Source organism: Flavobacterium chryseum (assembly GCF_004362015.1).
In the GTDB taxonomy this organism is placed as follows: Bacteria; Bacteroidota; Bacteroidia; order Flavobacteriales; family Flavobacteriaceae; genus Flavobacterium.
In genome coordinates this window covers 1-12,915 of record NZ_SNWW01000019.1, presented here as the reverse complement: position 1 = coordinate 12,915, position 12,915 = coordinate 1, and the positions used below count along the sequence as shown (strand labels likewise).

At 34.0% G+C, this 12,915-nt stretch carries 12 protein-coding genes and 3 tRNA genes; 8 read left to right on the top strand and 7 right to left on the bottom strand.

All coding sequences use genetic code 11. The features are described 5' to 3' along the window. Nucleotides 1-83: 83 nt before the first annotated feature. From dnaB to tgt, 5 genes are all read right to left on the bottom strand, one after another. Nucleotides 84-1,628: a replicative DNA helicase gene (gene dnaB, locus EV143_RS20760; protein WP_133509830.1), complete on the bottom strand. Its 1,545-nt coding sequence runs from the start codon at nucleotides 1,626-1,628 to the stop codon at nucleotides 84-86. 140 nt (nucleotides 1,629-1,768) lie between these two features. Further along, the gene (locus tag EV143_RS20755) at nucleotides 1,769-2,722 is read right to left on the bottom strand and encodes an acetyl-CoA carboxylase carboxyltransferase subunit alpha (RefSeq protein ID WP_133509829.1); all 954 of its coding nucleotides are present in this window, start codon (nucleotides 2,720-2,722) and stop codon (nucleotides 1,769-1,771) included. Between the two features lie 112 nt (nucleotides 2,723-2,834). Beyond that, a complete protein-coding gene (locus tag EV143_RS20750) occupies nucleotides 2,835-3,722 on the bottom strand; it encodes a DMT family transporter (protein ID WP_133509828.1) in 888 nt (295 codons plus the stop codon). After that, nucleotides 3,709-4,797, bottom strand: coding sequence for an LptF/LptG family permease (locus EV143_RS20745; protein WP_133509827.1), 1,089 nt, complete (start codon nucleotides 4,795-4,797; stop codon nucleotides 3,709-3,711). The genes EV143_RS20750 and EV143_RS20745 overlap by 14 nt, the downstream gene beginning before the upstream one ends. A 67-nt stretch (nucleotides 4,798-4,864) precedes the next feature. Next, nucleotides 4,865-5,995 carry a tRNA guanosine(34) transglycosylase Tgt gene (gene tgt / locus EV143_RS20740; RefSeq protein ID WP_133509826.1) on the bottom strand — a complete coding sequence of 377 codons (1,131 nt, stop codon included), beginning with the start codon at nucleotides 5,993-5,995 and terminating at the stop codon, nucleotides 4,865-4,867. Nucleotides 5,996-6,437: 442 nt separating this feature from the next. Between tgt and EV143_RS20735 the strand changes: the two genes are divergently transcribed. The 3 genes from EV143_RS20735 (at nucleotide 6,438) to EV143_RS20725 (ending at nucleotide 8,902) form a co-directional block, all read left to right on the top strand. Further along, nucleotides 6,438-6,755 carry a hypothetical protein gene (locus tag EV143_RS20735; protein ID WP_133509825.1) on the top strand — a complete coding sequence of 106 codons (318 nt, stop codon included), beginning with the start codon at nucleotides 6,438-6,440 and terminating at the stop codon, nucleotides 6,753-6,755. Between the two features lie 267 nt (nucleotides 6,756-7,022). Continuing rightward, nucleotides 7,023-7,874: a transketolase gene (locus tag EV143_RS20730; RefSeq protein WP_133509824.1), complete on the top strand. Its 852-nt coding sequence runs from the start codon at nucleotides 7,023-7,025 to the stop codon at nucleotides 7,872-7,874. Nucleotides 7,875-7,948: 74 nt separating this feature from the next. Then, a complete protein-coding gene (locus EV143_RS20725) occupies nucleotides 7,949-8,902 on the top strand; it encodes a transketolase family protein (protein ID WP_133509823.1) in 954 nt (317 codons plus the stop codon). Nucleotides 8,903-8,974: 72 nt separating this feature from the next. Here the strand turns inward: EV143_RS20725 and EV143_RS20720 are convergent, their stop codons facing one another. Next, nucleotides 8,975-10,162, bottom strand: a complete 1,188-nt coding sequence (locus tag EV143_RS20720) for an FKBP-type peptidyl-prolyl cis-trans isomerase (protein ID WP_133509822.1) — start codon at nucleotides 10,160-10,162, stop codon at nucleotides 8,975-8,977. Between the two features lie 79 nt (nucleotides 10,163-10,241). Here EV143_RS20720 and EV143_RS20715 point away from each other — a divergent pair, with 79 nt between their 5' ends. After that, entirely contained in the window at nucleotides 10,242-10,631 is a 390-nt protein-coding gene (locus tag EV143_RS20715) for an RNA-binding S4 domain-containing protein (protein ID WP_133509821.1), read from the top strand. Nucleotides 10,632-10,723: 92 nt separating this feature from the next. After that, a complete protein-coding gene (locus EV143_RS20710; protein WP_133509820.1) occupies nucleotides 10,724-11,224 on the top strand; it encodes a phosphoribosyltransferase domain-containing protein in 501 nt (166 codons plus the stop codon). On the opposite strand, the gene EV143_RS20705 is transcribed toward EV143_RS20710, so the two are convergent. Further along, nucleotides 11,216-11,734, bottom strand: a complete 519-nt coding sequence (locus EV143_RS20705; RefSeq protein ID WP_133509819.1) for a shikimate kinase — start codon at nucleotides 11,732-11,734, stop codon at nucleotides 11,216-11,218. The genes EV143_RS20710 and EV143_RS20705 overlap by 9 nt on opposite strands. Nucleotides 11,735-11,859: 125 nt before the next feature. Here EV143_RS20705 and EV143_RS20700 point away from each other — a divergent pair. The 3 genes from EV143_RS20700 (at nucleotide 11,860) to EV143_RS20690 (ending at nucleotide 12,171) form a co-directional block, all read left to right on the top strand. Next, nucleotides 11,860-11,932 (top strand) — tRNA-Lys (locus tag EV143_RS20700). A 39-nt stretch (nucleotides 11,933-11,971) separates the two neighbouring features. Continuing rightward, a tRNA-Lys gene (locus EV143_RS20695) sits at nucleotides 11,972-12,044 on the top strand. Between the two features lie 44 nt (nucleotides 12,045-12,088). After that, nucleotides 12,089-12,171: transfer RNA gene (locus EV143_RS20690), tRNA-Leu, on the top strand. Nucleotides 12,172-12,915 lie beyond the last annotated feature (744 nt).

Sequence of the window (12,915 nt, the reverse complement as noted above, 5' to 3'; positions counted from 1 at the left end):
AATTAAGTAATAATTGAATAAAAAAAATCCCTACAAGCAATTAACTTGTAGGGATTTTTTATTTTTTTTTAAGTTTTTTTATATTAAAACGGAACATCGCTATCGTCGTCGTCGTCATTTAAATTACTACCAAACGCTTCATTTGCAGAAGGCAGATTTTTAGTAATAAACGGATTATCATCGTGATTCATTTTTGATGGTAAATCATCATAACCTCCGGTAAAATCTTCCAGGTTATCAAACTTACCTAAATTTCCGATAAATTTTAATCGAATATTTTCTAATCCACCATTACGGTGTTTCGCTATAATAAATTCGGCCTGACCAGCGGTTGGAGATTGTTCGTCATCATCCCACTCTTCAATTTTATAATACTCAGGACGATAGATAAAGGACACAATATCAGCATCCTGCTCAATCGCTCCAGATTCACGAAGATCTGATAGCAACGGACGTTTACTTGATCCACGCGTTTCAACGGCACGTGATAACTGCGAAAGAGCAATTACCGGAACGTTAAGCTCTTTTGCCAACGCTTTTAAGTTTCGGGAAATGGTAGAAATCTCCTGCTCACGGTTTCCTCCTCCTTTTCCGCTTCCTCCAGCCGTCATCAACTGCAAATAATCGACGATGATTAATCTGATTCCGTGTTGCGAAGCCAAACGTCTACATTTTGCACGTAAATCGAAAATAGAAAGTGACGGTGAATCATCAATAAATAATGGTGCTTTTTCTAAATCTTTTACTTTAGTACTTAGCTGTTCCCATTCGTGCTTTTCTAATTTACCAGTTCTTAATTTCTCCGAAGACAAACCGGTTTCTGATGAAATAAGCCTTGTGATTAACTGTACAGATGCCATCTCTAAAGAGAAAACAGCAACCGGATGTCCATAATCAATCGCAATATTTCTAGCCATCGAAAGTACAAACGCGGTTTTACCCATACCAGGACGGGCTGCAATAATAATTAAATCTGAAGGCTGCCATCCTGAAGTTACCTGATCCAGTTTTTCGAAACCAGTTGCAACTCCACTCAATCCCTCTTTACCTGCAATTTCCTCAATACGTTTTTTTGCTTGTAAAACTAAACTCTGTGCGGTTTCAGAACTTCGTTTAATATTTCCCTGTGTAACTTCGTAAAGTTTTGATTCGGCTTTGTCCAGCAAATCAAAAACATCCGTAGTTTCATCATACGATTCTTCAATAATTTCAGAAGAAATTCTGATCAAACTTCTCTGAATATATTTTTGAAGTATAATACGAGAGTGAAATTCGATATGTGCAGAAGAGGCGATTTTTTGAGTCAACTGAATCAAATAGAAATCTCCACCGGAAAGTTCTAATTTTCCATTTTTTTTCAGCTGGCTTGAAACCGTTAATAAGTCAATTGGCTGCGTTTCAGTAAAAAGCTGAACAATCGCTTCAAAAATATATTTATGTGCATCTTTATAAAAAGCATCAGGCTGCAAAATATCAATTACATCATCCACACCTTTTTTATCAATCATCATTGCCCCAAGCACAGCTTCCTCTAATTCAAGTACTTGTGGTGGTAACTTTCCTTTTTCTAAATTAATAATTGTGGTTTTTTCTACCTTTACAGGATTTATGTTTTTGAAATTTTCCATATAGCGAAAGTAACAAATTTTAAAAAAAAATTGCTATCGAGTTATAACTATTAATTGTTTATAAATAAGTGTTTTTTGTTGATAACCAAAAAAAAATCCGAAACTGTAAGGCTTCGGATTTTAAATAATTCTGTAAGAATTTACTCCTTATACTCCCCCATATTACTATATTTGTCCATTCTTTGGGCAATTAAGTCGGCTGTTGATAAGTCTTTCAGTTCATTATATCCTTTTGTAATGTATTCCGCTACGGTTTTAAAAGTAGTTTCCCTGTCGTAGTGTGCTCCGCCAAGTGGTTCCGGTATAACATCATCAACTAATTTTTGTCTTTTCATATCAGATGATGTCAATTTCAGGGCATCTGCTGCACGTTCTTTGTATTCCCAGCTTTTCCATAAAATAGAAGAGCATGATTCCGGGGAAATTACAGAGTACCAAGTGTTTTCTAACATGTACACTTTATCTCCAACACCTATTCCTAAAGCTCCTCCTGAAGCACCTTCACCAACAATAATGGTAATAATTGGCACTTTCAAGCGAACCATTTCAAAAATATTTCTGGCAATAGCTTCTCCTTGTCCTCTTTCTTCAGCTTCAAGTCCTGGATATGCACCCGGGGTATCTACTAAAGTTAAAACCGGAATTCCGAATTTCTCTGCCATTTTCATCAAACGCAAAGCTTTACGATATCCTTCAGGATTTGCCATACCGAAGTTACGGTACTGACGTGTTTTTGTATTATATCCTTTTTGTTGTCCTACGATCATAAACGACTGTCCGTTTACTTTTCCCAGACCACCAACCATTGCTTTGTCATCTTTAAATCCTCTGTCTCCATGAAGTTCTAAAAAAGTTTCTCCACATATAGCTCTGATATAATCTAAAGTATAAGGTCTGTTTGGATGCCTTGACAGCTGTACTCGTTGCCAAGCAGTAAGATTCTTATATATATCTTTTTTAGTTTGTTCTAATTTTTTGTTGATTTCCTTGCAAGTTGGTGTTACATCAACTTCAGATTCTTTTCCAATTATAACACACTTTTCTAACTGTTCTTCAAGTTCTTTGATTGGAAGCTCAAAATCTAAATATTCCATGGATTTTTGAATTTTGTTTTTAAATCGAACCGCAAATATAAAAATATTATATTATTAGTGTCGTTAATTCGTGTTTAAAATATAAAAATGCAATTTAAAAATAAGGAAAATATTACACTTTCTTCTTATTTTGATAATGTTTAAAAACACCATTTAAGATAACGGTAATTACAATTATAATGGCGCCAATATAAAATTCTGTACTCATTTTTTCCTTTCCTCCAAGAATAAAATAAGCCAGCATAATTCCGTAAACAGGCTCTAAATTAGTCGTTAACATCACCGTGTAAGGCGTAAGCTTCTGCATAACTTTTACTGATGCAGTAAAAGCATAAGCCGTACAAACAGATGCTAAAATCAATAACAAAATCCAGTTATTAAGAGACATTACAAAAAAATCAGCGTTGAATTTTCCTTGTACTAAAAAATAAATAGAAATAAAGAAAACTCCTGCTCCAAATTCATAAAATGTAATTACTGAAGGTTCGTGATCAGAGATTAATTTTCCGTTCATCAACGTAAACAAAACTCCTAAGATAATAGAAGCCAATGCGTAATACATTCCGTTCAGGTATTTAATTTCTACCTGCATAATTAATGCTAAACCTCCTATGATAATTAATCCGAAGAATACTTCGTACCACAATATTTTTCTTCCGTAAAAAAGTGGTTCTAATAAAGAGGCAAAAAAAGCTCCAAGCGAAAAAATAGAGAGTGTTATGGAAACATTAGAAACATGAATGGCCTTGAAAAAGAAAATCCAATGAAGTGCAATCAGCAATCCGACAAAAATTAATTTTGCAAAAGACTGAGCTGATATTACAAACGATTGTTTTTTATAAACTATAAAACCGGCAAGAAAAAGTCCGGCCAAAAGCATTCTGTACCAAACTAAGTTTTCAGCATCAATAGTAATTAAAGCTCCTAATATGGCGGTAAATCCCCAGATAAAAACAATTAAATGAAGATTTAAATAACTTTTTAAATTATCGTTTCGCATTACGTAATAAGTAAATTGCCAGAACTCCGAAAACCATATTCGGAAACCAAACAGCTAATAAAGGTGAGAAAGTAGATTTTTCGGCAAGAGTACCAAATATTTTATCAAAAAACACAAACGAAAATGCAATCGCAATTCCGATGGCAAGATTCATTCCCATACCGCCACGGCGTTTCATAGCCGAAACTGCAACAGCAATAATGGTTAAAATAAATGCCGAAACCGGTACACTATATTTTTTATAAAGAACTACTAAATAGGTATTAATATTTCCTGAACCACGTTTTCTTTCTTTTTCAATAAACTTATAAAGTTTACCCAAACTCAAAGTCTCGGCTATATAAACTACAGGGGTTAAATCCTCCAATTCAAATTTGAACTTAGTATTTTTTTCAGGCGATTTTTCAATTACATCATTCAGTTCGCCAAGTGTTCTTTTGGTGTAATCGTACATCGTATAGGTTTTCTTTTTAGGATCCCATTTGATGCGGCTTGCAGTAATCTTATACTTTAACTGATCTTTTTCAAAATGTTCTAACGAAAAATTAAAGGCAGTTTTCGATTCTTCATTAAAACTGTTTACAAAAATAAAATCGTTGTCATTAATTTGTCGGTAAACATTGGTGTTTTCACCCCGCATGAGCTGTTTCCCGTTTCCTTTTAAATAGGTATATCTAAAATTATTAAAGCCTTCACTTGCTGCAGGAACTATGAAAAACCCCATTAAAAGTACAAAAACCGAAACGATAGAAGCACCAATAATATAAGGTCGCAAAAAACGAGTAAATGAAATACCTGAACTCAAAACTGCAATGATTTCAGTATTATTGGCCAATTTTGAAGTAAACCAAATTACCGACAAAAACAAAAATATTGGAAATAAAGAGTTCGCAAAATATATTGTAAAATTGTAATAATAGATTGCGATCTGAGTAAACGGAATTTTGTTTTCCAACATTTTGTTCACCTTTTCAGAGACATCAATTACGATCCCAATCGGAATAAATAAAAGTATCATCACCGAGAAAGTGGCTAAATATCGTTTTAAAATATACTTATCTATTATTGTTAACATAGCAAAGTTTAATCGATTATTTGTTTAAACGTTTAACCGAATAAACGATTAAACAAATCAACATATTTTATAGTCTTTGACTCATATTTTTAACCATCATTTCTTTCCAAGGTCTAAAATCTCCTGCTAAGATATGTTTTCTAGCTTCACGAACCAACCACATATAGAAACCTAAGTTATGAATTGTGGCAATTTGTTTTCCTAAATATTCATTAGCTGCAAATAAGTGACGTAAATACGCTTTTGTGTATTCTGTATCTACAAATGTATGTCCCATTTCATCAATTGGAGAAAAATCGGCTTCCCACTTTTTATTTTTGATGTTGATTGTTCCGTTTGATGTAAACAACATACCATTTCTGGCATTACGCGTTGGCATAACACAATCGAACATATCAATTCCTAATGCAATATTTTCCAAAATATTAATCGGAGTTCCAACTCCCATTAAATAACGCGGTTTATCTTCTGGAAGAATTTCACAAACAACTTCTGTCATCGCATACATTTCTTCAGCCGGCTCTCCTACAGATAATCCACCAATTGCATTTCCTTGTTGTCCTGAATTGGCAATATATTCTGCAGATTGCTGACGTAAATCTTTATAAGTACTTCCCTGAACAATCGGAAAAAATGTTTGCTCGTATCCGTATTTATAAGGTACTTTATCTAAGTGATTGATACAACGATCTAACCAACGGTGCGTCATGTGCATCGAACGCTGCGCGTATCTGTAATCGCAAGGATAAGGCGTACATTCATCAAAAGCCATAATGATATCAGCTCCAATGGTACGTTGAATTTCCATTACATTTTCCGGAGTAAAAAAGTGATATGAACCGTCGATATGCGATTTAAACTTCACTCCTTCTTCCTTAATTTTTCTATTGTTCGAAAGAGAATACACCTGATATCCACCAGAATCCGTCAAAATATTACGATCCCAGTTCATGAATTTATGCAATCCTCCCGCTTTTTCAAGAATTTCAGTCTGAGGACGTAAATATAAATGGTATGTGTTTCCCAGAATAATATCCGGATTAATATCTTCTTTAAGTTCGCGCTGGTGTACACCTTTTACAGAAGCTACTGTTCCAACAGGCATAAAAATAGGCGTTTCAATTACGCCGTGATCTGTAGTAATACTTCCCGCTCTGGCTTTAGACTGCGGGTCTTTTTGTAATAAATCAAACTTCATCTGTTTCTTTTTTCTCCCGATTGTTCGGGACGGCAAAGATAGGTTAATTTGATAATTATCTAAATTAGATTGTTAGATTTTTAGATTGCTCGATTATTAGACAAAATATATCAATTTTAGAAGCAAAAAGTTTGAAAACCCAACATTCCAAAAATTCGACAATTTTGTTTTGGGCGTTTCCCAAGGGCCGGGCTATGCACTGTATCTTTTGTTCCAGAAAATATCGTAGTTAAATAAGACCTGACATTTGTCACAAAAGGATGCCGCTCCTATCCCTAACGCAAAGACCAAACATTTTCAATATGTCTACTATCATCAAAATAAAATCAAATGTAAAAGTTACAACAACTACATTAATAAAGTGTAACACCTAAACCGTATTGATTTTCTAACTTTATATTATACATAAACCGAAATTATATAAATTAAAAATATAGAAATCATGATAAATTCAGAAGAAAAAAATCCTGTAGATTTAGATCAAATTAAGGATGAACAAATTGAAAGAAATCTTGAAAATTTAGAATATCCGGCCACTGAAGACATTTACAATCAGGAAGATAAATTAGAAGATATTGATCCGGAAGGTATTTCTGGTGAGAGAATCATCAATCAGGATAATAATCACGAGTGGAAACAAAATAGCGATAAACTCGGAAACGATTTAGATGTTCCGGGTTCAGAACTTGATGATGAACTGGAAGATATTGGTTCTGAAGATGAAGAAAATAATTTTTACAGCGAAGGAGATAATAATTAGAATAAATCTTAACGCCTTTTTTGCCCAAAATTAAATACGAATGCCTTTTTGCCACAGATTAAAAGATTAGACAGATTTTTAAAATCAAATTAATCTTTTCATCTGTGGCAAAACTTTTATATAGTATCTACAAGATTTCGGCTATTATTTTTAGATCAATAAAAAAACAACATGATTTTAACAATTACAGCAAACTAAAGCAGAAAATCATTTGTAAGCCCGCAAAATAAAATTTACTTTTGCAACAGTTTAACTTTTACACATAAAATGAAGCCTAACACACAACAATTAAGCGATTTAACTATCCAAGTAAGAAGAGATATTCTTCGAATGGTACATGCTGTCAACTCAGGTCACCCAGGTGGATCACTAGGTTGTACTGAATTTTTGGTAACGCTATACCAAAATATTATGGAACGCAAAGAAGGTTTTGATATGGACGGAATTGGAGAAGATATTTTCTTCCTTTCTAACGGACATATTTCTCCTGTTTTTTATAGCGTTTTAGCACGTAGCGGTTATTTCCCTGTTTCAGAATTAGCTACGTTTAGATTACTAAACTCTCGTTTACAAGGTCACCCAACAACTCACGAAGGATTACCTGGTATCCGTATGGCTTCTGGTTCATTAGGACAAGGTTTATCTGTAGCTCTTGGTGCTGCTCAGGCAAAAAAATTAAATGGAGATAACCATTTAATCTATACTTTACACGGTGATGGTGAATTACAAGAAGGTCAAAACTGGGAAGCTATCATGTATGCTTCTGCTAAAAAAGTAGACAACCTTATTGCTACAGTTGACGTTAACGGAAAACAAATTGACGGAACAACTGACGAAGTTTTAGCAATGGGAAGTCTTCGTGCTAAATTTGAAGCTTTTGACTGGGATGTTTTAGAAATTGCAGAAGGAAACAACATCGATGCGATTATTGCAGGCTTAACTGATGCAAAATCAAGAACAGGAAAAGGAAAACCGGTTTGTATTTTATTGCATACTGAAATGGGTAACGGTGTAGACTTTATGATGCACACACATGCATGGCATGGTAAAGCACCAAACAACGATCAGTTGACAAGTGCTTTAGCTCAAAATTATTCTGCAGATCAAATCGATTATTAAAAAAGCTTTAAGCTATAAGCAGTAAGCTACACGCCTATTGCCTAGAGCCTATTGCCTAAAGCAAAAAAACAAAAATGAAAAAATACGAAAATACAGGAAGTAAAGATACTCGTTCAGGTTTTGGAGCGGGAATGACTGAATTAGGTCAAAAAAACGAAAAAGTAGTGGCACTTTGTGCTGATTTAATTGGATCATTAAAATTTGATGATTTCAAAAAAAATCACCCGGAGCGTTTTTTCCAAATTGGAATCGCTGAAGCTAATATGATTGGTATTGCTGCCGGTTTAACTATTGGAGGAAAAATTCCTTTTACAGGAACTTTCGCTAACTTCTCAACAGGAAGAGTTTATGATCAAATTCGTCAATCAGTTGCTTATTCTGATAAAAACGTAAAAATTTGTGCTTCTCACGCAGGTTTAACACTTGGTGAAGATGGTGCAACTCACCAAATCTTAGAAGATATTGGTTTAATGAAAATGTTGCCAGGAATGACTGTAATCAATACATGCGATTACAATCAGACTAAAGCAGCTACTTTAGCATTAGCAGATCATCATGGTCCTGCTTACTTACGTTTCGGTCGTCCGGTAGTGCCTAACTTTATGCCAGCTGACGAACCTTTCGTAATTGGAAAAGCTATTTTACTAAGCGAAGGTACTGATGTAACAATTGTTGCAACAGGACATTTGGTTTGGGAAGCGCTTATCGCTGCTGAAGCATTAGAAGCAAAAGGAATCTCTGCTGAAGTAATTAATATTCATACTATTAAACCACTCGACGAAGAAGCTATTCTTAAATCATTGGCTAAAACAAAATGTGTGGTAACTGCAGAAGAGCATAACATTCTTGGAGGTCTTGGAGAAAGCGTTTCAAGAGTATTAGCTCTAAACAATCCTGCTCCACAAGAATTTGTAGCTGTAAACGATAGTTTTGGTGAATCTGGAACTCCAGAGCAATTAATGGAGAAATACAAATTAAACAACCAGGCAATTGTTGAAGCTGTAGAAAGAGTTATCAAAAGAAAATAATTTTTACTTTTTTACTTATACAAAAAAAACCTCGAAAGTGATTTCGAGGTTTTTTTTGTCTTAAAACTAAACTTATTGCTTTTTATAAGGATAAGTTTTATCTAAATGTATTCTTAGTCTTGCAGGCTCTGCATAATCGGCATCGATATACGCTCTTGCATTATTTGCAGACTCAACTTTAGTAGGATCAGCAAGTTCACCAGTTGGTCTTCTAGGAATTCCTCTAGGTTCTGTTTCATCTGTATTTGGTGTAGCAGGATTATCTAAAATTGCATCCCAAGGATAATATTTACTTAAGCCATAATTAACCGTATTTCCATTAGCATCAGTTACAATACCAACTTGTGTTGTAGGTTTTGTTATTTCATAGAAAGTTGAAAAACCATCAGCATCATCATCATAATCTAAAAAGTCAGGTATACCATCCAGATCTGTATCATCCGGATTTACCGGAGCGTTTGGATGTAATGTTGTGTCTCTAAAATCTCTTAAATAACGATCACCATTAATATCTTCATTAATATCATAAACGCCATCAAAATCATGATCAAGTCTTATAACACTGTATAATTTAAAACTAAATACTAAAGGCGAATAAGCCGGAATACTAGAGCTTCCTGAGTAATAACCTAATCCAGAAGGAATAAAAAGAACTCCTGCACCAAAATCATTATATTTAATTGTTCCGTCTGGCTGTGCTGCTGAAGTTCCTGCTTTAAACTCAGGAAATATTTCGCCCCAACCAACAATAGCGGTATACAAATCTATAACTGTTTGCGGATACAACACTTTTTCAAAAGGAGTTGTTTTTAGATATGTTGGATCAGTAGCCGTTTTCTCAACACGTGTAATGTATTCCCCGCTATATGCAGCAAGAACACCATCAGTACTTACCGGAGCCGCTCCTGTACCTTCTCTTAAAGCTAAATAATACATTTTATAAGTAACCCCATTCAAATCTATATTTTTAGTCAACAATTTTGGAAAAGTTGCACTATTCAAATATGACATTATAGAAGGCTGAGTCGCCGGATCTGTAATTTTAGCTATTACCACATCCTGATCTGTCTGATCACCCGGGCTATCAACGACAGTTATAAAATTAGTATTTAAATACTCTTCGATATTAGCATTATCTGTATTATATTGTTCCTTATAATCTCTTAGAGGTACAATCTCAGGATCATCATCGCTTTTATTACAAGAAACTGTAGCGATGCCGGCAAGCAATAAAATAAAATAATATTTAAATTTATTCATTATTGTTAATTTTTTAGGTGCGCAAGATACAATATTGATTTATTTTTGTAAAGAATTTAACTTTGAATTTAGAAAAATTATGCGAATAGATAAATACTTATGGTGCGTACGTTATTATAAGACCAGAAATATGGTTACTGAAGCGTGCAAAAAGAACCATGTTACAGTAAATGGGCAGGTTGCCAAACCTTCTAAAGAAGTTTTTCCTACGGACAAAATCACCTTTAGAAAAGATCAGATAACACAAATTATTACCGTACTTGACATTCCTGAAAGTCGTGTGGGTGCAAAATTGGTTGATATTTACCGAAAAAATGAAACTTCTCCGGAAGCATATGCGCACTTAGAATTACTAAAACTATCTAAAGAGCATTATCGCAAAAGCGGAACAGGAAGACCAACAAAAAAAGACAGAAGAGATATTGACGAATACGGAAATGATATTATTGATAAGGAAGAGACTGAGTAAATTCTAATTTTCCAAATTCCAAATTCCAAAAAATCTAAAATCTTCAATCTAAAATCTAAAATTCAATTTGTATTTTAGCAAAAAAATAAATCATGAGCAAGAACATCATCTTAACCAATCAGGAAATCGAACATAAAATAAAACGTATCGCGTATCAAATTTACGAGACTTTTGTTGATGAAGAAGAAGTTGTTATTGCCGGAATTGCATCAAACGGATCTGTTTTTGCCGAAAAAATTGCCTTGGCATTAAGTAATATATCTACACTTAAAATTTCGCTTTGCGAAGTGAAGGTAGATAAGCAAAATCCACAACTACCTATTCAGACTTCATTAACCAGAGAGGAATATGAAAACAAGGGATTAGTACTTGTTGATGATGTCCTAAATTCAGGCACAACATTAATATATGCAGTTCGTCATTTCTTAGACGTTCCGCTTAAAAAATTCAAAACCGCGGTGCTCGTAGACAGAAATCATAAAAAATATCCTGTAAAAGCCGATTTTAAAGGAATTTCATTATCAACATCTCTCTTAGAACATGTTCAGGTTGTTTTTGATGAAAATGGAGGTGATCATGCTTTTTTAAGCTAAGATCGCCATAATATCATGAACTGTTTCGTCGACTGTTCTGTTATCTACCGAAACTTTATGTTGTGCCTGGTTATAATAGAAACTTCTGTCGAACAAATGTTTTGCAATAAACTCTTTCATTTCCTCGTCATTCATATTTGCAATTAGCGGTCGTTTGCTTTTGTTCTTAACCAATCTATTAAATAAAGTCTCTATTGAAGCTTTTAAATAAATTGAAGCTACATCATCTCTTTTTAATAATTCGTGATTATTGGCATAACATGGCGTTCCTCCGCCTAAACCTATTATGCTATTTTCTGAAGATTGAAGTAATTCTACAAAAATTTCGTGTTCTAATTTTCTAAAATAGATTTCTCCGTGTTGATCGAAAATCTCATTTATGGATAAATTTACTTTTTTTTCGATGCATTTGTCCAAATCTAAAAATGGAATATTGGTAATTTTTGAGAGGTTTTGGGCAATTGTTGACTTTCCGCAGCCCATATATCCTAATAATATGATTTTTTTCATTTTAATAAAACCCTATAAACTAGAGCATTGTAGACGTTAGTTAAAAAAAGACAAATTTATAATAAAAATGCTTGCAAATAATAAAATAAACTCCTTATATTTGCACCCGCATTCAAGAAACATATGACTCGATAGCTCAGTTGGTAGAGCACATCACTTTTAATGATGGGGTCCTGGGTTCGAGCCCCAGTCGGGTCACAAATTGTGACTCACAATATAAAGTTTCTTGAAAGCAATGACTCGATAGCTCAGTTGGTAGAGCACATCACTTTTAATGATGGGGTCCTGGGTTCGAGCCCCAGTCGGGTCACAAAAGGTCGAGTAATTTATTTTACTTGACCTTTTTTATTTTATGGCCACGTGGAGAAACGGTAGACTTGCCATCTTGAGGGGGTGGTGCTCGTAAGGGCGTGTGGGTTCAAATCCCACCGTGGTCACTTGACGGGACAAAGAAGTTTTTTTCTTCTTTGTCCCGTTATTCTTTGGGGCTAATTCCTCATTAATTAAGTAAACTATCTGAACAACCTCATTTATTCTTGCGGTTCGAAACTGCTTTTCTTCGATTGTGAATTTTTCAGGATAAATTGAACCAATAATACTCCGAAAGTGAGTTAAATCCGCTTCACTACAGCATTCATTGAGTTTCATCAAATTTTTAATTCCTGTTTTTAATAAATCAGAAATACTAATGTTCTCTCCAACCAAATCTGCTAATTTAATTTCAAGACGATGAATTTTATTGTCATAATCAGTTTTCATCTCGGTGTAATCTTTAACTTCAATCTTTCTTGAAGCAAGTAAATCTCTTATGCAAGAAATCTTCTGTTCAAATTCTTTCAGCTGAGAAATAACTCTGTTTTTCTCTGCAATTGATTCCTTGTTGAAATCATTAAAATATTCTTTAACAGCTGTTATGTAAATCTTTTCCGTTTCAGGTTTTGGAATATACTTTTGTAACTGTTCATAAAAAATGCGGTTAACCTCACTCGATCTGATTCTGTAATTACAGCCCTTATAGCAATGATAATATGAATAATGGCTGTTTCTCCCTTTAGATATGCTTGCAGTTAAAATTTTATCGCATAGAGTGCAAATTCTGGCAAAAGTGAGCATGCCATTCCGGTAAAAGAGATCAGTTGATTCCGGTTTAAAGTGACCACCCTATTCTTGTAAAAGAGATC